This window comes from Nonomuraea aurantiaca (assembly GCF_020215705.1).
Classification (GTDB): Bacteria; Actinomycetota; Actinomycetes; order Streptosporangiales; family Streptosporangiaceae; genus Nonomuraea; species Nonomuraea aurantiaca.
Genome location: NZ_JAIWNB010000018.1, coordinates 142,298 through 166,328, shown reverse-complemented (window position 1 = coordinate 166,328; position 24,031 = coordinate 142,298). Strand labels below are relative to the sequence as shown.

The 24,031-nt window shown below is 71.3% G+C and carries 20 protein-coding genes; 6 read left to right on the top strand and 14 right to left on the bottom strand.

Going from position 1 to position 24,031, the window contains the following annotated elements:
- Window positions 1-72: 72 nt before the first annotated feature.
- Window positions 73-891: a PaaX family transcriptional regulator gene (locus tag LDL49_RS35355; RefSeq protein ID WP_225297779.1), complete on the top strand. Its 819-nt coding sequence runs from the start codon at window positions 73-75 to the stop codon at window positions 889-891.
- Window positions 892-939: 48 nt separating this feature from the next.
- Here the strand turns inward: LDL49_RS35355 and LDL49_RS58635 are convergent, their stop codons facing one another.
- The 3 genes from LDL49_RS58635 to LDL49_RS35340 form a co-directional block, all read right to left on the bottom strand.
- Entirely contained in the window at window positions 940-1,806 is an 867-nt protein-coding gene (locus LDL49_RS58635; protein WP_225297777.1) for an NUDIX hydrolase, read from the bottom strand.
- 81 nt (window positions 1,807-1,887) lie between these two features.
- Window positions 1,888-3,147 carry an ATP-binding protein gene (locus LDL49_RS35345; RefSeq protein ID WP_225297776.1) on the bottom strand — a complete coding sequence of 420 codons (1,260 nt, stop codon included), beginning with the start codon at window positions 3,145-3,147 and terminating at the stop codon, window positions 1,888-1,890.
- Window positions 3,144-5,390: a TerB N-terminal domain-containing protein gene (locus LDL49_RS35340; protein WP_225297773.1), complete on the bottom strand. Its 2,247-nt coding sequence runs from the start codon at window positions 5,388-5,390 to the stop codon at window positions 3,144-3,146. The genes LDL49_RS35345 and LDL49_RS35340 overlap by 4 nt, the downstream gene beginning before the upstream one ends.
- A 418-nt stretch (window positions 5,391-5,808) precedes the next feature.
- Here LDL49_RS35340 and LDL49_RS35335 point away from each other — a divergent pair, with 418 nt between their 5' ends.
- Together LDL49_RS35335 and LDL49_RS35330 are read left to right on the top strand one after the other, a co-directional pair.
- Window positions 5,809-7,236 carry a tetratricopeptide repeat protein gene (locus LDL49_RS35335; protein ID WP_225297771.1) on the top strand — a complete coding sequence of 476 codons (1,428 nt, stop codon included), beginning with the start codon at window positions 5,809-5,811 and terminating at the stop codon, window positions 7,234-7,236.
- Window positions 7,237-7,316: 80 nt separating this feature from the next.
- Complete coding sequence (locus LDL49_RS35330; RefSeq protein ID WP_225297769.1) at window positions 7,317-8,141, top strand: PIG-L family deacetylase; 825 nt, start codon at window positions 7,317-7,319, stop codon at window positions 8,139-8,141.
- 62 nt (window positions 8,142-8,203) lie between these two features.
- Here LDL49_RS35330 and LDL49_RS35325 read toward each other — a convergent pair whose 3' ends face one another.
- From LDL49_RS35325 to LDL49_RS35305, 5 genes are all read right to left on the bottom strand, one after another.
- A complete protein-coding gene (locus tag LDL49_RS35325; RefSeq protein ID WP_225297767.1) occupies window positions 8,204-10,186 on the bottom strand; it encodes a hypothetical protein in 1,983 nt (660 codons plus the stop codon).
- A 115-nt stretch (window positions 10,187-10,301) separates the two neighbouring features.
- Complete coding sequence (locus LDL49_RS35320) at window positions 10,302-11,312, bottom strand: LacI family DNA-binding transcriptional regulator (RefSeq protein WP_225297765.1); 1,011 nt, start codon at window positions 11,310-11,312, stop codon at window positions 10,302-10,304.
- Between the two features lie 10 nt (window positions 11,313-11,322).
- On the bottom strand, window positions 11,323-12,129 hold the full coding sequence (locus tag LDL49_RS35315) for an ATP-binding cassette domain-containing protein (protein ID WP_225297763.1): 807 nt from the start codon (window positions 12,127-12,129) through the stop codon (window positions 11,323-11,325).
- Window positions 12,126-13,088: an ABC transporter permease gene (locus LDL49_RS35310; RefSeq protein ID WP_225297761.1), complete on the bottom strand. Its 963-nt coding sequence runs from the start codon at window positions 13,086-13,088 to the stop codon at window positions 12,126-12,128. Before LDL49_RS35310 ends, LDL49_RS35315 begins: the two co-directional genes overlap by 4 nt.
- Window positions 13,089-13,098: 10 nt before the next feature.
- A complete protein-coding gene (locus LDL49_RS35305) occupies window positions 13,099-14,082 on the bottom strand; it encodes a sugar ABC transporter substrate-binding protein (RefSeq protein ID WP_225297759.1) in 984 nt (327 codons plus the stop codon).
- A gap of 150 nt (window positions 14,083-14,232) precedes the next feature.
- Between LDL49_RS35305 and LDL49_RS35300 the strand changes: the two genes are divergently transcribed.
- Entirely contained in the window at window positions 14,233-15,162 is a 930-nt protein-coding gene (locus tag LDL49_RS35300) for a carbohydrate kinase family protein (RefSeq protein ID WP_225297757.1), read from the top strand.
- 24 nt (window positions 15,163-15,186) lie between these two features.
- On the opposite strand, the gene LDL49_RS35295 is transcribed toward LDL49_RS35300, so the two are convergent.
- Window positions 15,187-16,731: a beta-N-acetylhexosaminidase gene (locus tag LDL49_RS35295; RefSeq protein WP_225297755.1), complete on the bottom strand. Its 1,545-nt coding sequence runs from the start codon at window positions 16,729-16,731 to the stop codon at window positions 15,187-15,189.
- A gap of 159 nt (window positions 16,732-16,890) precedes the next feature.
- Here LDL49_RS35295 and LDL49_RS35290 point away from each other — a divergent pair, with 159 nt between their 5' ends.
- Window positions 16,891-18,375, top strand: a complete 1,485-nt coding sequence (locus tag LDL49_RS35290) for an alpha/beta hydrolase (RefSeq protein ID WP_225297753.1) — start codon at window positions 16,891-16,893, stop codon at window positions 18,373-18,375.
- A gap of 41 nt (window positions 18,376-18,416) precedes the next feature.
- On the opposite strand, the gene LDL49_RS35285 is transcribed toward LDL49_RS35290, so the two are convergent.
- The 4 genes from LDL49_RS35285 to LDL49_RS35270 all read right to left on the bottom strand — a co-directional run bounded on the left by LDL49_RS35285 (window position 18,417) and on the right by LDL49_RS35270 (window position 22,434).
- The gene (locus LDL49_RS35285) at window positions 18,417-18,893 is read right to left on the bottom strand and encodes a DUF6328 family protein (RefSeq protein ID WP_225297751.1); all 477 of its coding nucleotides are present in this window, start codon (window positions 18,891-18,893) and stop codon (window positions 18,417-18,419) included.
- Window positions 18,894-18,959: 66 nt separating this feature from the next.
- Window positions 18,960-20,981, bottom strand: a complete 2,022-nt coding sequence (locus LDL49_RS35280; protein ID WP_225297748.1) for a xanthine dehydrogenase family protein molybdopterin-binding subunit — start codon at window positions 20,979-20,981, stop codon at window positions 18,960-18,962.
- Entirely contained in the window at window positions 20,978-21,949 is a 972-nt protein-coding gene (locus LDL49_RS35275) for an FAD binding domain-containing protein (RefSeq protein WP_225297746.1), read from the bottom strand. Before LDL49_RS35275 ends, LDL49_RS35280 begins: the two co-directional genes overlap by 4 nt.
- Window positions 21,946-22,434, bottom strand: a complete 489-nt coding sequence (locus tag LDL49_RS35270) for a (2Fe-2S)-binding protein (RefSeq protein ID WP_225297744.1) — start codon at window positions 22,432-22,434, stop codon at window positions 21,946-21,948. Before LDL49_RS35270 ends, LDL49_RS35275 begins: the two co-directional genes overlap by 4 nt.
- Window positions 22,435-22,569: 135 nt before the next feature.
- Here LDL49_RS35270 and LDL49_RS35265 point away from each other — a divergent pair, with 135 nt between their 5' ends.
- A complete protein-coding gene (locus LDL49_RS35265) occupies window positions 22,570-22,932 on the top strand; it encodes a cupin domain-containing protein (RefSeq protein ID WP_225297742.1) in 363 nt (120 codons plus the stop codon).
- 67 nt (window positions 22,933-22,999) lie between these two features.
- On the opposite strand, the gene LDL49_RS35260 is transcribed toward LDL49_RS35265, so the two are convergent.
- On the bottom strand, window positions 23,000-23,986 hold the full coding sequence (locus LDL49_RS35260; RefSeq protein WP_225297740.1) for an NAD(P)-dependent alcohol dehydrogenase: 987 nt from the start codon (window positions 23,984-23,986) through the stop codon (window positions 23,000-23,002).
- Window positions 23,987-24,031: the final 45 nt, after the last annotated feature.

Sequence of the window (24,031 nt, the reverse complement as noted above, 5' to 3'; positions counted from 1 at the left end):
TTCTATACAGAATTGATGCATCGTCAACTACTTGTAGCATTGAATCAGACTTCCGCCCCGAAAGGAGCATGAATGGCCAGGCCGCCCCGCCACCATCAGTCGAGCGCGAGGTCGATGCTGCTGACGGTGCTGGGCGAGCACGTGCTGCCCTCCGATGAGCCGGCGTGGACGTCGGCGCTGCTGCACGTGATGGGCGGGCTCGGGGTGGAGGAGAAGTCGGCCAGGCAGGCGCTGGCGCGGATGGCCGCCGACGGGTGGATCGTGTCGGCGCGCTCCGGGCGGCGGGTGCGGTGGTCGCTGACGCGGCGTGGCCGCGAACTGCTCACAGAGGGGGCCGAGCGGATCTACGCGTTCGGCCGCGACCGCGAGCCGTGGGACGGCCGCTGGGTGGTGCTGATCGCGACCGTGCCCGAGTCCAGGCGCGAGCTACGCCACCGGCTGCGCACCGGTCTGACCTGGGCGGGCTTCGGCAGTCCCGTGCCCGGGGTGTGGGTCAGCCCGCACGCGACCCGCGAGGCCGAGGCCAAGCAGGTGGTCGAGGGGCTGGGGCTGGACGTGGCGGTGTTCTCGTTCAACGGCCCCTACGCGGGGATCGGCTCCGAGCGGACGCTGGTGGAGCAGGCCTGGCATCTGGGGGAGCTGGCGGCGCACTATCAGGAGTTCATCCAGGAGTTCGCCGGCATGCGGCCCGAGCCGGGCGATCCGGTGCTGCTGGCGCAGGTCCGGCTCGTGCACGAGTGGCGGCGCTTCCCGATGCTCGACCCGCGCCTGCCCCTGGAGCTGTCGCCGCCGAACTGGATCGGGGTGCGCGCGGCCAACGTTTTCAACGACCTGCACGGCACCTGGCTGGCGGGCGCCCGGCGGCGGTGGGACGAGCTGCGGAACATGTGACACTTCCCTGGTGGGGCGTCATGGTGATGTCAACACTCTGCCGTCATATCAACGCTCTGCCGGCCATCCGTACAGCGCGAACGGCTCCTCCTCCAGCACCCTGGCGATGGCCGCGGCCGGGTAGCCGATCGTGTCGTCGGGCAGCCGGCCGAGCGGCCGCCAGGCGAGCGCGGCGCACTTGTGCGGCTCGGCGTTGTAGGGCTCGCCGGCCCACTTCCTGACGACGAAGAACAGGCCGACGCGGTCGGGGGCGCGGTGCATCACGTGGACGAACTCCAGGTCCTCCGGCCGGATGGTGACACCGACCTCCTCGCGGGCCTCCCTGACGGCCGCGCCGACCACCGACTCGCCGGGCTCCAGGTGCCCCGAGGGCAGATGCCATTGGCCGTCGCCATAGCCGGTGCCGGCCCGTTTGCCGAGCAGCACCGTGCCGTCACGGACGAGCATCACGTGCACGTCGACGATGGCCCGAAACCGCTCGGGACGCGCCTCCCCGACGGCCTCCGCCGTTTTCGCATCCGTCTCCCCGACGGCCTCCGGCACCGTCTCGTGTGGCTTCGCGGTGTCCTCGGGGCGGCGGTCGAGTGCCTGGGCCCATTTGACGGCGACCGCGGCCACCTGGATCAGCTCGGCGCGCAGTGCCTCGGGGTCCGATTCGGCGAACGCCTCCAGAACCTCCTCGCGCAGGATGTGCCGCCAGGTCAGCTCCCCGCGCCGGGCCGCCTCCTCCGTCTCCTGGCGCGCCCGGTCGGCCTCGGCCACCGCGCCCTCGGCCCCGGTGCCGTCGGGTACGGCCTGCATGCCCCACTTGGCGTCCTGCGCCGCCCGCTCGGCCGCCACGTCGCCGAGCACCACGGCCAGCGACCCCGGCACACCCGCGTCGCCGTCGTGCGCCACCCCGTCGTCATCCCTCACGTCAGGGACATCCCTCGTCATGGACCACGAGTCTGCCCGATCCCCCTGACAGAACCGACCGATGAGAACAGCGGGCGGTCGTCACACCGGGCGGTCGTCCTCCTCCTCCGCCGACAGGTCCACCCCCGGCAGGAGCCGCCGCCAGCTCGCGCCGGAATCCTGCTCCAGTACGGCCAGCAGATCGCAGAACGCCTTGAACGTCGCCCGGGGCATCCGGAAGTACCACTCCCCCACCCGCCCGAAGCAGTGGTGCATGAAGGCCACCAGCGCGTCGTCGTCCACGAGGTACCGCCCGTCCTCGCCGGAGGCGTAGACGAACCGGATCTTGGCCAGCGCCACGTACAGCTCCTCGGCCGTCAGCGCCGCCAGCCGGAGCACCGGCCCACCGTTGTCCACCGGCCCGGCGTGATCCATCAGCCCGGGCTCGGTGAAGGCGCGCGCGCCCAGCCGCCGGCGCAGCGGCACGTGGCTGAAAAGCCCGCTGTGCCCGTCCATGAGGAACTCGGGAGTGCCCCCGAACACGAACCCCAGATGCGGCACTCCCCCGATGATGATGCTCAGGATCTGCTCGTAGTTGGCGTCGCGAGCCTGGGGAGAGGCGAGCCTGAACAGGTTGACCAGCTCGTCCAGGAACACGAGCACCCCGCCGTACCCGGCCAACCGGACGAACCGGCTCATCAGCGCGAGATGATCGAGCACGGTCGAGTCGTCGATGATCGACCGCACGCCGAGCGCCGACCTGGCCTCCGCCGCGGTCGGGTACTCCGCGCGCAGCCAGCGCAGCGCGGCCGACTTGAGGTGCTCGTCGCCCGTGTCGTGGCCGCGCCAGTACGCCCCGACGACCGCGGCGAAGTCGTGGCCGCCCGGCCGCGCCTCCAGATGGGCCAGACGTTCCCTGATCGTCTCGGCGGGGTCGGTGCCCGCCTGCCGGGCCTCGTCGAGCGCGGTGGACAGGAAGCGTTCGACGACGGCGGCGAGCGCGCCGCCGGTGGGCCTGGCGCGGGTGGCCATGCTGCGGGCCAGCTCGGTGTAGAGGGCGCGGGCCTGGCCCTCCTCCGAGTGCAGCCGATGGTCGGCGGTGATGTCGGCGTGCAGGGTGACCAGCCGCTTGTCCAGCGCCACCGAGCGCGCCAGGTGCAGCAGGAACGTCTTGCCCGCCCCGTGCTCGCCGATGACGAGCCGCACGGCCGAGCCGCCCACCACGACCCGTTCGATGTCACCGGTCAGGGCGGCCAGCTCGGCGGTGCGGCCGGCCTGGATGTGGCGCTGCCCGATCAGCGGGACCACCCCTGCCCGCAGCGCCTTGAGGACGGCGTCGCGTTCGCGGGCGCGAACGGTCACTTCAGCATCTCCCCCAGCAGTAGCCGGTCGACCAGGATCGGGTCGTCGCCGTCGAGCAGCGGATCGCCCGCGCTCTCGTAGGCGGCCTCGTTGACGCGGTCGATCGCGCCCTCCGGCAGCAGGTTCCAGGCGTCCGCGAGCATCTCGAACTGGCCCCTGGTGAGCTGCGGCTGATCGACGGCGGCCAGGGCGCGGACCAGGCCGGAGTGGCGGCTGTCCAGCCCCGCGACCGGGGGGACCGGAGGAGGCGGGGCGGCCGGGGGGAGCCGCTCACCGCCGGCGAGCAGCGAATCGAGCAGCGTCCCCACCCTGGCCGTCTCGACCAGCCTGGCGACGGCGCGTCCGTTGGACACCGCCGGGGCGCTGAGGACGGGCACGCCGAACACGGGCGCTCCGGGAACGACCTGCCGCACGGGCATGTGGAACCCGGACGGGTAGGGCATGTCGCCGGAGGTGTAGGGCATGCCGGCGCGTGGCGGAGGCACCGGCTGGGCGGGCGCGTGCGGGAAGTAGGCCAGCTGGATCGGCGCATGCCGCACGGCGGTGTACGGGGAGCTCCCGGTACGCCCGGCGGGCTCGGGATCCCGGTCCAGCCCCAGCAGCCAGTGGATCCGGGTGAGCAGCTCGGCCTCGTCCGGCGTGAGGTGCCCGTTGGCGCCGGCCACGTCCCTCAGAAACTCCGCCACGTGGCCGCGCTCGGCCCGGTCGATCTCCTGGACGCGAGCGGCCAGGCGGGCCAGCGGCACCTCCGCCGCGAGCAGCCACTCCAGATGCGCGCGCAACCGGGCCCGCTCACCGGGCGTGAGACTCAGCGCCCGCTCGAGATGCTCGCTCAGCCGACGGTAGGCGACCTGACGAGCCTGGTCCGCCGCGGGATCCGGCGGCTCCAGCGCGTCCTCGCCCGGCGCGCTCGCGACGGCGGCCAGATGCAGCAGTACGGTGGCCGCCCGGTACGCCTCGGACGCCGCCGCCGTCGGCCCGTCCGGCGCCGCGAACAAGGCCATCACCCCCGTCCCCGGTACCGGACCCCCCAGACCCGCGCCGGGCACCGGCCCTCCCAGACGTGGATCCGGCTCGATCCCTACCCGGGCCCGCCCGAGGATCTGGGCGAGCGCGATGACGTCCTTCCTGGCGGGAGTGGGCGTGGACAGCAGGGCGACGAACTCCTCCGCGGGCACGAGCGCGGTCTCCTGCCCCGCGAGCCTGCCCAGTGCCCACCGCACCGCCCGCCCGGCACCGCCGGAGCCCAGGTCGAGCAGCTCGGCGGGCAGCAGCGCCTGGGCCCGTACGCTCTGCCTCGCGCCGGGCAGCCGCCCCAGGAAGCGGCTGTACGCCTCCAGCTCGGAGCAGCACTCCTCGGCCAGCGCGAACAGCTGCCGGGTGGGCGCGGCGAGCGTCAGCACATCGGGTACGCCCGGCAGCACCGGCGGGGCCCCGGCGAACCCGGAGCTCGCGGGCCGATACTCGAAGGCCAGCTCTTTGGATCCGGGCCGGACGACGAGCCCTTCGCCGTGGCGTGCCGTGTACCGCCGCTGGAACAGCGCCCCGAACTCCGCCGCGCACCGCGTCGCCGGAGCGCCCGGCCGGTAGGCCGGGTGGCCGCGCAGCCAGGCCAGCGCCCATTCGGCGGGCACCGGTTCGCCCCGCGCGGCCAGCTCCCCCAGCCGGGCCCGCAACGCGAACGGCGCGCCGGTCACCTCGGGCGCGCACAGGGTGGCCAGCAGCTCCGCGAACGGGGCCGCGTGCCGCTGGAAGGCGTCGTGCCTGGAATAGACGCCGAGAAGGCGGCGCACCTCCTCGAGGATGACCGGCAGCTCCTCCTGGGCCGTGGAGCGGTCCACGTGCAGGTCGTGTAACACGCGACGTTCGAGGCCGTAGAAATAGAGGAAAACGTAGCCGAGGGGCGTCCGCGAATAGCATCGCCCGTCGGCGAGCCAGCTCAGATAGGCGGCCCGCGACGCCGGCGGGAGGGCGGCGTAGCTGGGCCAGCGGTCGAGCCCCTGACCGTCCCAGTCCGGCTGCGTCATGTCCACCGGCAGTTCAGGGTCGATCAGCGACGGCTCCACCGACATACCGGACGCGGACGGCAGTTCGGAGCCGACGTAGAGCAGGCCGCCGATGATGTTCAGGCCGGCGAGATGGATACCGCTGCCGGCGGGCAGCCACGGCCCCTCCGGGGACGCGGGTGAGGCGGTCTTGGCCTGGCCGGATGACGCATGGCGGCCACGCGCGCGGTACACCACCGGCCCCTCCTCCGCCTCATCACGAAATAGACAGGGATTGCACCCTAACGCCCCTGCCATTGCCCGACATATCGCTCCAGCCCCTCGTTACAATCTTGAATCCCGACCCGCCGCCGATTTAATGGACCGTCCGAAAAACCTTTTCTAACCACCCTGATGACGAGGGTCCCCGGCCATTAGTAATGGAGCTTCCTCGACCAGGCGCTTCCCCCGCCGAAACGGCTTACACGCCCGGAGCCGGAGCGGCCGCCGACGGCCCCGGCCCGCGCCGAGCACGGCACCGGATCGGCACCAATGAGACCGCTGGCGCCGGGCCACACCACGGGTCGCCTCGTCCCCTGCCGACCGACCCCCGACACAGGGCGGCGCCACGCGCCACCGCGGCTTCCGTCGACCGGCTGCCTTTTATAGTGGCCGGGTGACCGACGACCAGTACGGGCTGGCGATGAGCGGCGCGGGCGGTGCCGCCGCCCGGCACTACGACCGGGCGATCGACGAGCTGCTGCACTTCCGCGTGGAGGTCGACGTCGAGGCCGCCGCCGCCCTGGCCGAGGAGCCCGACTTTCCGATGGGCCAGGTCCTGGCCGCCTACCTCGGGCTCCTGACCACGGAGGTGGAGGACGCGCGCACCGCCAGGCAGCGGTTCGCCGCCTGGCGCGGTCGTAGCGGCGCCGCCGCGCTGCTGCCCCGCGAACGCGCGCACGTCGATGCCGTCCAGGCGCTGCTCGACGGCGACTTCCTGACCTGCGGCAGGCTCCTCGGCGCGATCACCGAGCAGTACCCGCGCGACGCCCTGGCGCTGGCGGCGGGGCATCAGGTCGACTTCTTCACCGGCGACGCCCGTTCGCTGCGCGACAGGATCGGCGGCGCGCTCAACGCCTGGCACGAGGAGGACCGGCACTACGGTCACGTGCTCGGGATGTACGCGTTCGGGCTGGAGGAGGCCGGGCACTACGACCGCTCGGAGGACGTGGGGCTGCGGGCGGTCGAGCTGAACGCGCGCGACGTCTGGGGCATCCACGCGGTCGTGCACACCTACGAGATGCAGGGCCGGTTCGGCGACGGCATCCGCTACCTCGACGCCCGGCTCGGCGACTGGTCGACCGGTACGTTCTTCAACGTGCACACCTGGTGGCACTACGCCCTCTACGCGCTGGAGGCCGGCGACACCGGCCGCGCCCTGGCCATCTACGACGCGGCGCTGGCGGGCGGCCAGGGCTCGATGGAGCTGCTCGACGCCGCCGCGCTGCTGTGGCGGCTGCTCCTGGAGGGCTCCGACCAGCCCGAACGCTGGCGGGCGCTGGCCGACGCGTGGCCCGCCAAGGTGGCCGAGCCGTTCTACGCCTTCAACGACATGCACGCCGTCATGTCGTACGTGGGCGCGGGCCGCGTCGCGGAGGCCGAGCGGCTCATCGCGAGCCGGGAGACCTACCTCTCCGAACCCCACCCGAACATCACCAACCACGCCATGACCGCCCGCGTCGGCCTGCCGGTCTGCCGGGCGCTGGTCGCCTTCGGCCGGGGCGACTACGACGTGGTCGTGGACCTGCTCTATCCGATCAGGCATCGGGTCAACGAGTTCGGCGGCAGCCACGCGCAGCGGGACGCCGTACAGAAGACGCTCCTGGAGGCGGCGCTGCGTGGCGGCCGCAGGGATCTGGCGCGAGTGCTGGTCAGCGAGCGGATCAGCGTGCGGCCGTGCAGCCCGTTCAACTGGCTCAAGCAGGGCGCCCTCGCCGAGGCGCTCGGCGACCGCGCGGCGGCCGCGACGGCCCGCCTCCGAGCCGACGAGCTGACCCGCCGCACCCGATCCGTCAGTACGTCCCATCCCGAGCCGACCAGCTGACGACCCACCGGACCTGCCCCTCGGAAGTACGGCTGTCCACCCGTGCGGAACTGTCGGTCCCGCGCAGTAGGGTCTCCACCATGGATCGGCAACTCACCCTGATGGCCGTGCACGCCCACCCCGACGACGAATGCCTGAGCACCGGCGGCGTCTTCGCTCGTTATGCCGACGAGGGCATCCGCACGGTCCTGGTCACCTGCACCAACGGCGAGCAGGGCGACGGACCCGGCGGCGTCAAGCCCGGCGACCCCGGCCACGTCGACACGGAAGTGGCCGAGCGACGGCTGGCGGAGCTGCGCGAGTCGGTGGAGCACCTGGGCATCGACCACCTGGAGCTGCTCGGCTACCGCGACTCCGGCATGGACGGCTGGGAGACCAACGCCCACCCCGACGCGTTCGCCAACGTGCCCGTCGACGTGGCCGCCGGCCGGCTCGGCGAGCTGATAAGGCACTATCGCCCGCAGGTCGTGGTCACCTACGACGAGACCGGCGGCAGCGGCTACAACCACCCCGACCACGTCCAGGCCCATCGCATCACGGTCGCGGCCGTCGAGGCGACCGGCGTCGCCGACAAGCTCTACTACACGGCCATCCCCCGCTCCGCGATGAAGCGCATGTTCGAGCTCGTCCGCAGCAGCGGCATCGACCTGGGCGACTTCGAGCCCTCCGACGACTTCGGCACCCCCGACGAGCTCGTGACCGCCGTCGTCGACGTCGCCCCCTACGTCGAGCGCAAGCTCAAGGCACTGCGGTCGCACGCGAGCCAGGGCGACAACATCTTCCTGTTCCAGATGCCCGAAGAGGCCCAGCAGCAGGCGTTCTCCGCCGAGGCGTTCACCCGGGTCGTCAATCGCGTGACGGCGGCACCGGACCAGGAGGACGACCTGTTCGCGGGGCTGCGCTGACCTGAAAGACCCCGCCGATGGGCGGCTGCTGAGGGTGCCGACGTGGACGCTGCCAACTGAGGTCATTGACGAGATAGTGCGCGGGTGAGACCTGCCACGATGGTCGTCGCGAGGATCCACCCCGCGGTGATCATCGTGGCGGCGAGCCATTGCTGCGGGCCGCGCGGGCGGAAGGCGGTCTCCTGCCCGAAGCCGATGATCGGGAGAAGCAGGTCCAGGGCGTAGAGGAAGGCGTTGAAGTCAGGCGCCTCGCCCGGCTTGAGGGCCGGTGGCGGGTGGACGGTGAAGACGAGCATGCCCATCAGGAGAAGGGCCGCGAGCCAGAGCGCGGCGCGGAACGGGCGATAGCCGTACCCGACGGTCCAGTCCTGCAGGTACCCCCAAAGCCGCGCTCCGAGCCGTTGTCCCGCCCGGCGGCGGCGCTGTTTGGCCAGCAGTACGTCGCGCGCGGCCTCGTCGTGACCGTGTCCGCGGTAGACGGCTGCCAGCTGTTCGTACGGTTGAGGCTGGTATGCCTCCTTGGCCAGCCAGTCAAGGCGCTCCTGGACAGGCAGGGGAGCTTCCAGGCTGTCATAGGTGAAGCCGTTCATCAGCAGGTGAGCGGGCCACTGGCCGGGTACGTCATCGAGCACGCCGACTCGGGTGTGTCGAAGGTCGACGGCGCCGAGCAGCGCCGTCTGCGGCCCGATCTTCAGCGAAGCCGCTTCGACGCCGCGTAGGTGGAGGTCACCGTCGATGGTGGTCTCCGCGAAGCACAGTGTGGCGGCGATCCGGGAACCTCTGATCGAGAGGGTTCCCTTGGCCGTGAAGCCTTCGCAGCAGTCGATGCCACCGCCCGTGATCACCTCCCACAGGGCCAGCACCCGTCCCCCGGGATTGCTGAGGGCGGCGCGGTGAAACTCCATGTTGCCCTCCACCCTGGCGTTGATGAGCACGATCTCCCCGTCGGCGCTGAAGCCCTCGCTACAGCTGAGCCTGCCGCTGACCCCAAGCCGCCGCATGGAAAGTGCCGTCCCACCTGGATTGGACAGTCTTCCGCCGTCGATGTTGACCGAGCCGCGAACCTGCGTCGAGTCCAGGAAGATCTGTCCGGTCGCCACGAAGCCCGGTGTGGCTCGTAGCCCGCTGCCGAGTTCCATCAACGGCGCGTTCAACGCGTGTCCTCCCGGATTGGCGAGGGTCGCGTGAGCGAAGGAGAGCGAACCGGCCACGTGCGCTCCGCGCAGGAGTACTTCTCCTTCGGCGGCGAAGCCCTCATCGATGAGCAGGCGACCCTCGACGACGAGCCTTTCCGCGTTCAGGGCGATGCCGCCGGGGTTGGCCAGCCGGGCTCCGCTGAACACGCATCGGCGTCCTACGCGGGCATCCTGCAGACTCAGCTCGCCGTAGGAGAGGAAGCCGCCACGGCACGACAACCCGCCGTCGATGACGATCCCCTCGGCGGTGAGGCCGTGGCCGCCTGACCGCCCGACCCGCGCGCCATCGAGGGTCATCGTCCCGGCGATCCTGGCGCCCGCGACGCGTATCTCACCGTCGATGACGGCGTTGGCACACAGCAGATCCCGGTCGACGATCAGGCCGTCGGCCAGGATGGCCGGATCCGCGTGGACCACCGTGCCACTGAGATCCATCGTCCCGGACACGTGCGCTCCACCGAACAGCGTCGGGCCATCGATGAGGCATCCTTCCAGGCGCATGCCCCCGCCGATCACGGCGTCCGCGGCCTGGAGCCCGGGCAGCCGGGACGCCCCGAGGTCGACCAGGCCGGTACGGGCTCCGGTGAAGACCGGTGCTTCCTCGAACACACACTGAGTCAAGATCAGAGGGTGGTGAACCTCGGCGTACGACAGGTCCAGCCGGCCGGTGATCCGGGCCCTGGACAGATGCAGGCCGGGCGTCTGTCCTGGGAGGCGTTCCTGGGCGCCGAGCAGCAGCTTCGCGATGATCGCGGCCCGAACGGAGGTGCCGGGAAGATCTATGGGGCGCGCCGCGGGAAACGCCTCCCAGAGGGCGAGTTCCGGCTCTAAAAGATCGTCCACTTCCACAGAGCTCTCCCGGAACGTCGCACGCCTCGACAAGGAGATGCTCCAAGGCCATCACCGGCTTGGCAAGCGCGAGGCTCCGAGATCGGGTCGACCGCTCGAGCAACCAGGATCCAGCTCAGGAGAGCGCCGGCAGTTCCCCCGACCCCCGGACGATCAGCCGGGTGGGCACCAGCGATCGCCGGGCGCGGGAGCGGTCGCCGTCCAGGCGCGACAGCACCAGCTCCGCCGCCACCTCCCCGATCGCCGCCGGATCCTGCGCCACGACGGTGAGCGGCGGGTCCAGGACCTCCGCCAGTGGCAGGTCGTCGAACCCCACCAGCGCCACGTCCCGCCGCCCCGCCCGGGCCAGGGCGACCACCGCCCCCATGGAGGCCAGGTTGTTGGCCGCGAACAGGGCCGTGGGCGGGCGGTCGAGGGCGAGCAGGCGCAGGGTGGCCGCGCGGGCCGCCTCCTGGTCGTGGCCCGTCTCCACCAGGGCGCGGTCGAACGGCAGGCCCGCCCCCTCCAGGGCGTCGCGATAGCCCTGGAAGCGTTCGCGGCGGGTGTAGAGGGTGGCGGGCAGGTCACCGATGAAGCCGATCCGGCGGTGGCCGTACCCGATCAGGTGCTCGATGCCGGCCTGCGCGCCGGCCCGGTTGCCGCTGACCACGCTGTCGGCCGTCAGGCCGACGGCCGGGCGGTCGAGGAAGACGATGGGCAGGCCGGCGATCCGCTCCGTGCGCAGATAGCGGTGGTCGCTGCCGGCCGAGGGGACCACGATGAGGGCGCTGACCCGCCGGGCCAGGAAGGTGGCGATCAGGGACTGCTCCAGCTCGGCGGTCTCGCTGGAGGAGCCGACGATGAGGGTCAGGCCGCGGGCCCGGACGGCGCTCTCGATGCCGCCCGCCACCGTGCCGAAGAACGGGTTGCCCATCTCGGGGATGACCAGCCCGATCGCGGCGTCCCTGGCGCCGACCCGCATGTTGCGCGCCATCAGGTTGGGCTGGTAGCCCAGCTTGCGGACCGCGGCCATGACACGTTCACGCGTCTCGATGGCCACGGGTCCGTCATCGTTGAGCACCCGTGAGACGGTCTTGGCGGTCACGCCCACCTCACGGGCCACGTCTGTCATGGTGGGACGCCGCATTTCGACCATGCTAGAGGCCGATCGCCTCCGCCGCGTCCTTGTCCGTCACGACCGACTTGCCCTCCGACACCTGGAGTGCACCGGTCATGATGGCGACGACCTCGGCCATGCTGTGGTCGCCCGGCTTGATCTGGGCGACGCGGCGGCCCAGCCGCTGGACGTGGATGCGGTCGGCGATCTCGAAGACGTGCGGCATGTTGTGACTGATCAGGACGACGGGCATGCCGCGGTCGCGGACCCGCTTGATCATGTCCAGCACCTGCCCCGACTCCTTGACGCCGAGTGCGGCGGTCGGCTCGTCCATGACCACGACGTGGGAGGCCCACGCCACGGCCCTGGCCACGGCCACGCCCTGCCGCTGGCCGCCGGACAGCGACTCGACGGGCTGGGTGAGCGAGCGCAGGCCGATCTTCAGGTCGGCCATGTGCTTGGCCGACTCCTCGCGCATCCGCTTCTTGTCGAGCATCCGGAAGATCGAGCCGAGCGGTCCTGGCTTGCGGAGCTCGCGGCCGAGGAACATGTTCGTCGAGATGTCGAGCGAGGCCGCGACGGCGAGCTCCTGGTAGACGGTCTCGATGCCGAGCCGGCGCGCCTCCAGGGGGTCGCGGATGCGGACGGGCTTGCCGTCGAGCAGGATCTGGCCCTCGTCCGGCTGCAGCGCGCCGGTCAGCGCCTTGATCAGGCTGGTCTTGCCGGCGCCGTTGTCGCCGATGACGGCGAGCACCTCGCCGGGCATCAGGTCGAAGTCGGCGCCGTCGAGCGCGACCACGTGGCCGTATCGTTTGACCAGGCCACGGGCCTGGAGCACGGGGGTCATCGGGTCCTCCTCCGGGAGAGCTGGTCGACGGCGACGGCGAGGATCACCAGGATGCCGGTGATGAGCGTCTGGTAAATCGACGGTACGCCCATGAGCTGCAGGCCGTTACGGAAGACCCCCACGATGAGCGCGCCGATCAGCGTGCCGAGCACCAGGCCCCGGCCGCCGAACAGGCTGGTCCCGCCGAGTACGACCGCGGTGATGCTGTCGAGGTTGTCCGTCTGGCCGGCCTGCGGGTCGCCCACGCCGGTCCTGGAGACGAGCAGCAGGGCGGCGATGCCGTACACGAGGCCGGCGACGGTGTAGACGCCGACGGTCAGCCGCTGCGTGCGGATGCCGGTCAGCCGCGCGACCTCCTGACTGTTGCCGAGCGCGTACACGTGGCGGCCCCACGCGGTGTACCCCAGCAGGTAGGCGAAGAGCAGGAACAGCAGGATCGTGAGCAGCGACCCGTAGGTGACGTTCGTGCCGCCGACCCGGAACGTCTGCCCCAGGAAAGTCAGCGCGCTCGGGAGGTCGGTGACCGTCTGGTCCTCGGAGTAGATGTGGGTCAGCGCGAACACCACGTTCAGCATGCCCAGCGTGACGATGAACGGCGGCAGCGAGATCCGGGTCACCAGCAGCCCGTTCGCCAGCCCGAACGCGGCGCAGACGGCGAGTCCGGCGGCGACCGCGAGCAGCGGGGGCAGGCCGCTGCCGACGGCCAGCTTGGTCATCACGATGCCGCCGAACGCCATGATCGCGCCGTTGGACAGGTCGATGCCGGCGGTCAGGATGATGAGCGTCTGGCCGATGGCGAGTGTGCCGACGACCATCACCTGCTGGATGATCAGCGAGAAGTTGCCGCCGGTGAGGAACTGGTCGCTGTTGACCGCGAAGAACACGCAGGCCAGCACGAGCGCGGCCAGCGGTCCCGCCGTCGGTGTGGTGATGATGCGGCGCGGCAGCGTCGCTTCCATGACGGCCATGTCAGCCCCAGCAGTTGGCCAGGCCGAAGGTGGTGTCCTTGGACTCCACTCCCGGAACGGCCTTGTCGGTGATCAGCGTGACGCCGGTGTCGATGTAGCCCTTGGGCTTGGCCCCGCCCTTGGCGAAATCGGCGACGGCCTTGACGCCGTCCTCGGCCATCTTCAGCGGGTACTGCTGCGAGGTCGCGGCGATCTGCCCGCTCTTGACGGCCTTGACGCCGGTGCAGCCGCCGTCCACCGAGACGATCAGCACCTCCTTCTCGCGGCCCTTGGCCTTGAGCGCGGTGTAGGCGCCGAGCGCGGCGGGCTCGTTGATGGTGTAGACGAGGTTGATGTCGGGCGCCTTCTGCAGGCAGTTCTCCATCGCCTCCTGGCCCTTGGACTGGTCGCCGCGGGTGTCCTGGGAGCAGGCGATGGACGGGTCGCCGTTGGCGATGCCGAAGCCCTTGAGGAAGCCGTCGTGGCGCAGCTGGCCGACCGTGATGCCGGGCGCCAGGTCCAGCGTGGCGATCTTGGCGGTCTTGCCGGCCATGGCGCCCTTGGCGTACTGGCCGATCAGCTCGCCCGCCTTGAGGTTGTCGGTGGCGAACAGCGCGTCGGTGGCGTCCTGCGGGTCCGTCGGCGTGTCCAGCGCGATCACCACGACGCCGGCGTCCCTGGCCTTCTTGATCGCGGGCACGATCGCCTTGGTGTCGCTGGGCGTGATGAGGATGCCCTTCACCCCGGCCGCGACCATGTTCTCGATGGCGGTGATCTGGGAGGCGTTGTCGCCGTCGAACTTGCCCGCCGCGGTCATCAGCTCCAGACCCGACGTCTTGGCGGCCTGCTGCGCGCCTTCCTTCATCTTGACGAAGAACGGGTTGGTCTCCGTCTTCGTGATCAGACCGACCTTGTTGGTGCTGGTGGAGGCCTTCTGCTCGTTGCCGCCACAGCCTGTGACGAGGAGCGCGGCGGCCAGAAGTCCGGCCGAGAGCCTAGCAATCATGGTGGCTTCCTATCAGGGATGATTCAATGTCATCGTTGACATATGTCAACGTTGACATTCGCCGTGCTGCGATGATGGACTCCGTTTCTAGAAACGTCAATGCCCCCGCGGTGTAACAAATCTGCAAACATGGCTGAAAGGTTGGCCCTGATGATCGCTGTCCTGGGCGAATGCGTCGCGGACGCCTTCGCCGACCGGCGCCCCGGCGAGCTGGAGCTCCGGGTGCTGCCGGGCGGCGGACCCGCGAACACGGCGGTGGCTCTGGCCCGGCTCGGCACCTCGACGCGGTTCCTGGGGCGCGTGTCGGGCGACGTGTTCGGCGAGCTGTTCCGCGAGCACCTCGCCTCCTCCGGGGTGGACCTGTCGGCCTGCGTGCCGGCCGCCGAGCCGAGCACGCTGGCGGTGGCCTCGCTCGACGAGCGGGGTCAGGCGGCCTACACCTTCCACGCCGAGGGCACCGCGGACTGGCAGTGGACGGCCGAAGAGCTCGCCGCCGTCGACCCGAGCGGGTGGTCCTGCCTGCACACGGGGTCTCTCGCCCTGGTCAGGCGGCCGGGCAGCGCCGCGGTGGAGTCGTTCGCGGCGGACGCCCGCGCGCACGCGACGGTCTCGATCGATCCGAACGTACGGCCCAGCCTGGCCGGCCGGGACGCCTACCCGGTGGAGCGCTGGTGCGCGGTGGCCGACATCCTCAAGCTCAGCGACGACGACCTGTCCTTCCTGATGCCGGACCAGCCGTTGGAACGTGCCTGCGACGCCTGGCACGCGGCCGGGGCCAGGCTCATCGTGATCACCCGGGGCGCGGACGGCGCACTGGTGTCACTGGACGGGAAGCGCGCGACGGTACGGGCGCCACAGGTCAAGGTCGTCGACACCGTGGGGGCCGGCGACTCCTTCACCGCCGGGCTGCTGCACCGGCTGGGCGTGCGGGGGCTGCTCGGCGGCCGGCTGGACGGGCTGGACCTGGAGACGGCCGCCGACGCCGCCGCCTTCGCGGCCCGGGTGGCGGCGCTGACGTGCTCGGTCGCGGGGGCCAACCCGCCGTGGGCCCACCAGCTCGACGAGACCGCCGAGCGGTGACGTCGTACAGGACCACCGGTCGGTTCAGGAACCGGCAGGCCAGGTGATCTGCCCGGAGTGGTAGTAGTTCACGCCCAGGACGCGCCAGCGCGGCCCCTGCGCGCCGAGCCGCTGCTTGAAGGCGGTCCAGTCGTGCTTGGCGTACGGGGACCAGCCCAGCTCGGCGATGGCGGGCAGGCGCGGGAAGGCCATGTACTCGATGTCGGCCGGCGTCCTGATCGTCTCGGTCCACAGCGGCGCCTCCACGCCCAGGACCTGCTGGGCCGGCAGGCCGGTCAGGTAGGCGCCGGGGTTCCAGCCGTAGGCGTCCTTGACCTCGATCAGCCCGGCCCAGTCCTGGCCGAGCGGGGTGCGCCGGTTGTACTTCATGTCGAGGTAGGCGCGGCTGGCCGGGGACATGATGACCTTCCGCCCGGCGCCCGCGACGGCGCTGTCGTCCGGCGTGGTGCCCCAGTACTGGGCGACCGTGGAAGGCAGCGGCGTCGCCTTGACGATGTCGTGCCAGCCGATGACGGTCTTGCCGTGCGCGGCCGCGATGGCCTGCGCCCGGTTCATGAACGCGGCGTAGTCGGCCGGCTTGGTGGAGCTGGCCTCGTCGCCGCCGAGGTGCAGGTAGGGGCCGGGAGTGAGCGCGGCCAGCTCGCCGAGCACCTGGTCGATGAAGGTGTAGGTGAGCTCCTTCGACGTGCACAGCGAGCTGAAGCCGACGTCGGTGCCGGTGTAGAGGGGCGGTGCGACGCCGTCGCAGTTCAGCTCGGCGTACGAGGCCAGGGCGGCGTTCGTGTGCCCGGGCAGGTCGATCTCGGGCACGACCGTGATGTTGCGGGCCGCGGCGTAGGCCACGAGCTCCTGGTACTGGGCCTTGGTGTAGTAGCCGCCCGGGTCCCCGCCGACGGCGGTGCTGCCGCCGTAGGTGGCCAGCCTGGGCCATGAGTCGACGACGGTCCGCCAGCCCTGGTCGTCGGAGAGGTGCAGGTGCAGGTAGTTGATCTTGTAGAGGGCGATCTGGTCGATGTACCGCTGGACGGCGGCCAGGGGGAAGAAGTGGCGGGCGACGTCGAGCATGGCACCGCGGTAGGCGTAGCGCGGCGCGTCGGTGATCCGCCCGCCCTGCACGGGCCACGGTCCCGGCTGGACGCTCGCGCTGTCGGCCGCGTACGGCAGCAGCTGCCGCAGCGTCTGCACCCCGTTGAACAGCCCGGCGGCCCCGTTGGCCAGCACGGTGATCCCGGTGGCGGTCACGTCGAGGCGGTAAGCCTCCGCGCCGCCGCTCACGCTGCCCAGCCGCAGCGAGATGCCGCCGGCCGGCGGCGCGGCGACGATCGGCACGGGGTAGCCCGTCGAGCGCCGCAGCTGCCGGGCGAGCTGCTCGCCGACGGCGGGGACGTCGCTGTAGAGGCTGGTGGCCGAGGTGATCCGGTAGGTGACCCCGGCGGCGGGCGTCGCGCTGACCGGGGCGGGGACCACCCCGCCGAAGCTCAGGGGCGCGGCGGCGCGCGCGCCCGGGGACGCGGAGACCGACGTGGCGACGAGCGCCGCCACCAGGACCAGCACTGTACGCAGACTCATGGCCTCACCATACGGACGTGATCCGCGCTAGTAAAGAAACTTTCCAAATACGCTTTCACGCGCTCGGCCAGCGGTCTTCAAGAGCCTCGCAACCACCGGGCCCAACCATCGGAGAGTCACTGAGCGATATCCACTCGGCCGCCAGACGAGGACAGAGATATGCGACGCCTTCTCGGGGTCATCACCCCGTTAGTCATCGGCCTGCTCTCCGCGGGTCTGGTCACCGCCGGGCCCGCGACGGCACAGCCCCCGCGGACGGCCGACACGCCGCCCGGCCTGAGCGCCTACTACGGCCAGCGGCTCGCCTGGACCCCCTGCAAGCAGGGTTTCCAGTGCGCGAAGCTCAAGGTGCCGCTCGACTACACCAGGCCGTCGGGCAAGCGGATCGAGATCGCCGTGATCAAACTGCCGGCGAAGGGCGGCAAGCGCCTGGGCTCCGTGGTGATCAACTTCGGCGGCCCCGGCGGGGCGGGCGTCGACCTGCTGCGAGGTGCCGCGAAGGTGAAGTTCACCGCCGCCCTGCGCTCGCGGTTCGACCTGGTCAGCTTCGATCCGCGCGGCGTGGGCGCCTCCACCCCCGTGCGCTGCATGTCCACCCAGGTGGCCGACTGGTACCACTCGGTCGACGACACCCCGGACTCGCGGGCCGAGGTGAAGATGTACAACTACGCGCAGTCGCGGCTCGCGCAGGCGTGCCAGGCCAACTCCGGCGCGCTCCTGCCCTTCGTGGGCACGCCGAACGCCGCGCGCGACATGGACGTGCTGCGCGCCGGTCTGGGCGAGTCGCGCATGACCTACCTGGGCTTCTCGTACGGCACCCTGCTCGGCGCCACGTACGCGAACCTGTTCCCGGCCAGGGTGCGCGCGATGGTGCTCGACGGCGCCGAGGACCCCACGACGACGGCGACGGAGTTCGGCGCGGGCCAGCAGGACGGCTTCGGCGTGGCCTTCGAGTCCTTCGCGCGGGACTGCTTCACGCACAAGGACTGCCCCTTCAAGAAGCACACGGCCGCCGCGGTCACCAAGCAGATGCGCGCCCTGCACGACCGGACCGAGAAGGCGCCGCTGGTCAACACCTACGACGGCAGGCAGGCCACGCAGGCGCTCGTCTACACCGGCCTCTACAGCCTCCTGTACGACCAGCGGTCGTGGCCGGCCCTGCGGCAGGCGCTCGGCACGGCCTTCAAGGGCGACGGCACGCTCCTGCTGCAGTACGCCGACCAGTACAACGAGCGCGGCCCCGACGCGACCTACGCCAACATGATGGAGGCGCACGCCGCCATCGACTGCCTCGACCATCCGACCTGGCGGCGCGCGGTGCGCCAGGCCAAGGCGATCAGCTCCGGCAAGGTCGTGGCCAGCGCGTGCGACTTCTGGCCGGTCAAGAGCAAGACGGTCAACAAGGCCATCCACGCCAAGGGCGCGCCGCCCATCCTCGTGGTCGGCACCCTGCGCGACCCCGCCACGCCGTACAAGTGGGCCAAGGCGCTGGCCGCCCAGCTGTCCTCGGGAGTGCTGCTGAGCTTCGACGGCGACGGCCACACCGCCTACGGCACCGGGTCGGCCTGCGTGAACACCTCCGTCGACCGCTACCTGATCACCCGGGTGCCGCCGCGTGACGGGAAGATGTGCCCGAAGATCTGACCCCGCCTCCAGCCTGACCCCGGTCGCCCGCGCGGCCGGGGTCAGCTCGTGTCGTCGTCCCCCTTGGTCGAGCGGTCCATCGCCGGTTGCACGAACCAGGTCCACACGGCCAGCGCGGCGATGACGGCGGCCGTGATCAACGCCACCGTGCTGTGGAACAGGTAGTCGACCACCAGCATGGTGGCCGCGGTCATCGAGACGGCCAGCGCCAGCGCCCCGGCGATGCCGTACATGTTGGAGCGGCGGACCAGCATCTCCTTCAACCCTTGGCGGAAGAGCACCCGGTGCTGGGCGGCCGGGGCGATGTAGCAGATCGACGCGATCGCGGCACTGACCAGCGCAACGTAGAACAGCCGCCGATCGGCCAGGCTCAACTTGTCGAACCCCTGCGAGAACGGGACCGTCAGCAGGAACGCGAACAGCACCTGGACGCCGGTCACCGCCACCCGTGCGCTCTGCAGCAGCTCCACGAAATTGCGATCGGCCCGCTCCTTTTGAGTTTCCCTGTCCGGTTCCATGTGCCTTCATCTACCTAGATCAGGAAATTTCATGCAGAAGCGCGATCAATTCGCGTAGGGCCGGCTTCACGTGAGCAGGCGGGCAGGGGTGATCGGCAGGTCGCGGACGCGGATGCCGGTCGCGTGATAGACCGCGTTGCCGATGGCGGCCGCGGTGCCGACGATGCCGATCTCGCCGATGCCCTTGGCGCCCATCGGGTTGAGGTGCCGGTCGTCCTCCTCGATCCAGGCCGCGTCGATCCGCTCGATGTCCGCGCACACCGGGACGTGGTACTGGGCGAAGTCGTGGTTGCTGAACCCGCCGAACTCGTCGTCGATGACGCTCTCCTCCATCAACGCCATGCCCACGCCCATCGTCATGCCGCCGACGAACTGCGACATGGCCAGCTGCTCGTCGATGATCCGCCCGGCGGCGAAGATGCCCAGCAGGTGCGACACGCGGATCTCGCCGGTGTCCATGTCCACCCGTACCCGGGCGAACTGAGCGCCGAAGGCGTGCCTGGCCAGGTCCTGCTGCGCCTTGATGGCGTCGGTGGTGTCGGCGGCCCCGTGCTTGCCGTCACGCAGCGCCTCCTCGCAGGCGGCCACCACGGCCGAGCCCCAGGAGGCGGTGCCCATGGAGCCGCCGGCCAACGGGGCGGGGGGCAGATCGCTGTCGCCCAGCTCGATCCGCACCTGGTCGGGCGGGACGCCGAGCGCGGTCGCGGCGATCTTGGTCAGCGCGGTGCGGGCGCCGGTGCCGAGGTCGACGGCGGCCACGCGGACGACATAGCCGCCGTTCTCGACGGTGGCGGTGGCCTGGGACGGGCGCCGGTAGGCCGGGTAGGTGGAGGAGGCGACGCCGGTGCCGATGAGCCAGCGCCCCTGGCGGCGGACGCCCGGGGTCGGATCGCGCCCCTCCCAGCCGAACCGGCGGGCGCCCTCCAGCAGGCAGGCCACCAGGTTGCGGGAGCTGAACGGGCGGCCGCTCTCCGGCTCGGTCTCCGGGTCGTTGAGCACCCGCAGCTCGACCGGGTCCAGGCCGGCGGCGATGGCCAGCTCGTCCATGGCCGACTCCAGCGCGTACATGCCGGGGCATTCGCCCGGGGCGCGCATCCACGACGGGGTGGCGACGTCGAGGCGGACCAGCCGGTGGGCCGTGCGCAGCGCGGGTGTCTCGTACATGGTCCTGGCCGGAGTGGCGGTCTGCTCGGCGAACTCGACCAGCGTCGAGCTCTGCTCGGCGACCTCGTGCTCGACGGCGGTGAGGCGGCCGTCGGCGTCGGCGCCGAGCCGGACCCGCTGGATCGTCGGCGTCCGGTAGCCGGTGACGTCGAACAGCTGCTGCCGGGTCAGCGCCACCTTCACCGGCCGCCCGACGGCCCGCGCCGCCAGGACGGCGAGCATGGTGCCGGGGCGGATGGTGCCCTTGGACCCGAAGCCGCCGCCGACGTGGCGGCAGACCACGCGCACCCGCTCGGCGGGCAGGCCGAGCGTCTTGGCGATCATGGCGCGGGCGGCGGACACGCCCTGCGTCGAGTCGTAGACGGTCAGGTCGCCGTCACCGCTCCAGACGGCGAGCGTGGCGTGCGGCTCCATCGGGTTGTTGTGCACGGCCGGGGTCGTGTACGTCACGTCCACGGTGACGGCCGCCGCGGCCAGCCCGGCCGCCAGGTCGCCCTTCTCCGTGTCGGCCGGATAGAACGGGTTCACCTTCTCCGGCCGGTAGAGCCCGGGATGGTCGCCGCGCAGCCGTACGTCGTGCGGGTCCTCCTCGTAGGTGACCCGCACCTCCCGCGCCGCCGCGCGGGCGTTCTCGTAGGTGTCGGCGACGACCACGGCGACGAACTGCCCCCGGTAGGCGACCTCGCGGCGCTGGAACAGCGCGAGCTCCGGGTCCGCGTCGGGGGCCAGCTCGGGCGGGTCCTCGCTGGACAGGACGGCCAGCGCGCCCGGCATGGCGAGCGCGCCTGCCGCGTCGATCGAGGTGATGCGGCCCCTGACGATCCCGGCCTGGACCGGGTAGGCGTAGGTGACGCCCTCGATCGGGTATTCGGCCGAGTAGGTCGCGCGGCCGGTGACCTTGTCGTGCCCCTCGATCCGGGTCATGGTGCCAGCTCCAGCAGGGTGAGGACGATGAGGTTGCGGACCAGTGGCACCTTGTGCGCGTTGCGCGGCAGCGGGCGGGCCTGCTCCAGTTCGGCCCCGGCGGCCCGGGTGAAGCTCTCCTCGCCCGCCGGGGCGCCGCGCAGCGCCCGCTCGGCGCGCTCGCACCGCCATGGCGCGTGCGCCACCGCGCCGAGCGCGATCCGGCAGTCGCGTACGGTCCCGTCCTCCGCGACGTCGAGTGCGGCGGCGATCGAGACCAGCGCGAACGCGAACGAGGCGCGCTCGCGGACCTTGCGGTAGCGGGAGGCGCCCGGTGGCGGGGCGGGCAGGTGCACGGCGGTCACCAGCTCGCCGGGCGCCAGCACGGTGTCGCGCTCGGGCTCGTCCCCGGGCAGCCGGTGCAGCCCCGGCATCGGGATCACCCGGTCGCCGCCGGGCCCGGTGACGTGCACGCGGGCGTCGAGCGCGGCCAGCGCCACCGCCATGTCGGACGGGTGGGTGGCCACGCAGGCGGAGGAATGTCCGAAGATCGCGAGGTTGCTGTGGTCGCCGGCGATCGCCGGGCAACCGGATCCGGGCTGCCGCTTGTTGCACGGCTTGGAGACGTCCTGGAAGTACGGGCAGCGGGTGCGTTGCAGCAGGTTGCCGCCCACGGTCGCCATGTTGCGGATCTGCCCGGACGCCCCGGCCAGCACCGCCCGCGCCAGCATCGGGTAGCGCTCGCGGACCAGCGGGTGGGCACCGAGGTCGCTGTTGCGCACGGCGGCGCCGACACGCAGCCCGTCGCCGTCGGGCTCGATCCGGTCGAGCGGCAGCCGGCTCACGTCCACCAGGAACTCGGGCTCGGCCACACCGAGACGCATGAGGTCGACGAGGTTGGTGCCGCCGCCCAGGTACATCGCGCCGGGCCGGAACCTGGCCACGGCGTCGGCGGGGTCGCCGGCCCGCGCGTACTCGAAGGATCTCATCGGGCCACCTCCGCGATCGCGGTGACGATGTTCGGGTAGGCGCCGCACCGGCACAGGTTGCCGCTCATCCGCTCGCGGATCTCCTCGGCCGTCAGCGCGGGGTCGGCGGCCATGTCCTCGGTGACGGCGCTCGGCCCGCCCTCGGCCAGCATCCCGGCGGCCGAGCAGAGCTGGCCGGGGGTGCAGTAGCCGCATTGGAAGGCGTCGTGCTCGATGAAAGCGGCTTGGAGCGGGTGCGGCCGGTCGCCGTCCGCCAGACCCTCGACGGTCGTGATGTCCGATCCGTCCTGCGCCACGGCCAGCGCCAGGCAGGCGTTGGCCCGCCGGCCGTCGATCAGCACGGTGCACGCGCCGCACTGGCCGTGATCGCAGCCCTTCTTCGAGCCGGTCAGTCCGAGCCGCTCGCGCAGCAGATCCAGCAGCGAGACGCGCGGGTCCACCTCCACGGTCCGCCGCGAACCGTTGACCCGAAGGGTGATCTCCATGGCGCTCGCCTACCCGGTGCGCGGACGGCTCAATCCGAGGCCGCCCACGTAATGCGTCCTCGCGCGCGTTCCCTTGGGCGGCGTTGTCCGGAGAAATGCCCAGTGGGAGACTGAAAGATGACGAAGGGGGACGTCATGATCGAAGTCAAGAGCATCGACAAGCCCGACGAGCGCCGGGACTTCCCGATGGGCCACTTCGAGGTGTGCAACCTGACAGGCCTGAGCTTCGGTGTGGCCACGTTCGAACCCGGATGGCGCTGGTCGGCCTCCATCAAGCCGATCGTCGGCACCGATTCGTGCCAGGTCCACCACAACGGGTTCGTCGTCCGCGGCCGGCTCCGCATCCGGATGGACGACGGCGCCGAGGCCGAGATCGGCCCAGGAGAGGTCTTCGTGGCCCCACCCGGACACGACGCCTGGGTGGTCGGGAACGAGCAGGTAGAGGTGTACGACTTCGCGGGCGGCGCCGCCGATTACGCCAAGGCCCGGAGCGCCTGAGGCCTGCCTTGCAGCGGGGGGCCGCCGGCCCGGCGCGCCACGTGGTGGCCGCCGTCGGCCCTTTCGTTCAGACCGTGATGACGACCTTCCCCACGACGTGACCCTCTTCCTGGTAGCGGACGGCCGCCGGGATCTCCTCGAACGGGTAAGTGCGGTCGATGATCGGAGTGATCTCGCCGTCCTCGATGAGCCGGGTCAGCGTCAGCAGATTCTGCCGCTTCTGCGGGCAGTGGACCACGTCCGTCATGACGATCGTCTGGGACACGAACGGCCCGAACGCCAGCGCCGCGAACACGTGAGTGGCGGGCTGGAACCATCGGCCGGGCGGTCCGCCGATGGCGACGTGGGTGCCCTTGGGGGTCAGCACCCGGCGGCAGGCCGCTCCTGAACGGCTTCCCGCGATGTCCAGCAGAAGGTCGTAACGCTGTCCGGTCCGGGTGAAGTCCTCCGTGGTGTAGTCGATGACCTCGGTGGCGCCGAGCGACTTGATCAGGTCCACGTTCCGCGCGCCGCAGACGGCGGTGACCTCCGCGCCGAGCGCTCGGGCGATCTGCACGGCGAACGTCCCCACCCCGCCCGACGCCCCGTTGACGAGGACCTTCTGCCCGGACTGGACGCGGCCCTGGTCGCACAGGCCCATCAGGGCGGTGTTGGCCGCCATCGGCACCGCCGCCGCCTGCTCGAACGACAGGTTCTTCGGTTTCGGCGCCAGGTCGCTCGCCCGGACGCACGCGTATTCGGCGAAGCCGCCCTGGTTGGACTGCGCGAAGACCTCGTCGCCGGGGCTGAACTCCGTCACGTCCTTGCCGACCGCCTCGACCTGCCCCGCCAGGTCGGCGCCCAGGATGTGGATCTTCGGCCCGCGCAGCCCGAGGCTGCCGGGCATCAGGCGCGCGATGTACGGCTCGCCTCTCATGTGGTGCCAGTCGTAGGGCTGTATGGAGGTGGCACGGACCCGGACCAGTACCTCGTCGTCGCCGGGCACGGGCTTGTCGATCTCGGTGACGGCCAGGTCGTCGGGTGAGCCGTACGTGCGTAAGACGATCGCCTTCATCACAGGGGCCTCCGATTCGTACAACGTAAGACGTACGTCGTAAGG

Bases quoted from the DNA above. Each gene is read 5' to 3' on its own strand.
- LDL49_RS35300 (WP_225297757.1), top strand. From the start codon at position 14,233: ATGATCGCTGTCCTGGGCGAATGCGTCGCGGACGCCTTCGCCGACCGG.
- LDL49_RS35305 (WP_225297759.1), bottom strand. From the start codon at position 14,082: ATGATTGCTAGGCTCTCGGCCGGACTTCTGGCCGCCGCGCTCCTCGTC.
- LDL49_RS35280 (WP_225297748.1), bottom strand. From the start codon at position 20,981: ATGACCCGGATCGAGGGGCACGACAAGGTCACCGGCCGCGCGACCTAC.
- LDL49_RS35295 (WP_225297755.1), bottom strand. From the start codon at position 16,731: ATGAGTCTGCGTACAGTGCTGGTCCTGGTGGCGGCGCTCGTCGCCACG.
- LDL49_RS35285 (WP_225297751.1), bottom strand. From the start codon at position 18,893: ATGGAACCGGACAGGGAAACTCAAAAGGAGCGGGCCGATCGCAATTTC.
- LDL49_RS35320 (WP_225297765.1), bottom strand. From the start codon at position 11,312: ATGCGGCGTCCCACCATGACAGACGTGGCCCGTGAGGTGGGCGTGACC.
- LDL49_RS35330 (WP_225297769.1), top strand. From the start codon at position 7,317: ATGGATCGGCAACTCACCCTGATGGCCGTGCACGCCCACCCCGACGAC.
- LDL49_RS35260 (WP_225297740.1), bottom strand. From the start codon at position 23,986: ATGAAGGCGATCGTCTTACGCACGTACGGCTCACCCGACGACCTGGCC.
- LDL49_RS35265 (WP_225297742.1), top strand. From the start codon at position 22,570: ATGATCGAAGTCAAGAGCATCGACAAGCCCGACGAGCGCCGGGACTTC.
- LDL49_RS35315 (WP_225297763.1), bottom strand. From the start codon at position 12,129: ATGACCCCCGTGCTCCAGGCCCGTGGCCTGGTCAAACGATACGGCCAC.
- LDL49_RS35270 (WP_225297744.1), bottom strand. From the start codon at position 22,434: ATGGAGATCACCCTTCGGGTCAACGGTTCGCGGCGGACCGTGGAGGTG.
- LDL49_RS35310 (WP_225297761.1), bottom strand. From the start codon at position 13,088: ATGGAAGCGACGCTGCCGCGCCGCATCATCACCACACCGACGGCGGGA.
- LDL49_RS35355 (WP_225297779.1), top strand. From the start codon at position 73: ATGGCCAGGCCGCCCCGCCACCATCAGTCGAGCGCGAGGTCGATGCTG.
- LDL49_RS35290 (WP_225297753.1), top strand. From the start codon at position 16,891: ATGCGACGCCTTCTCGGGGTCATCACCCCGTTAGTCATCGGCCTGCTC.
- LDL49_RS35275 (WP_225297746.1), bottom strand. From the start codon at position 21,949: ATGAGATCCTTCGAGTACGCGCGGGCCGGCGACCCCGCCGACGCCGTG.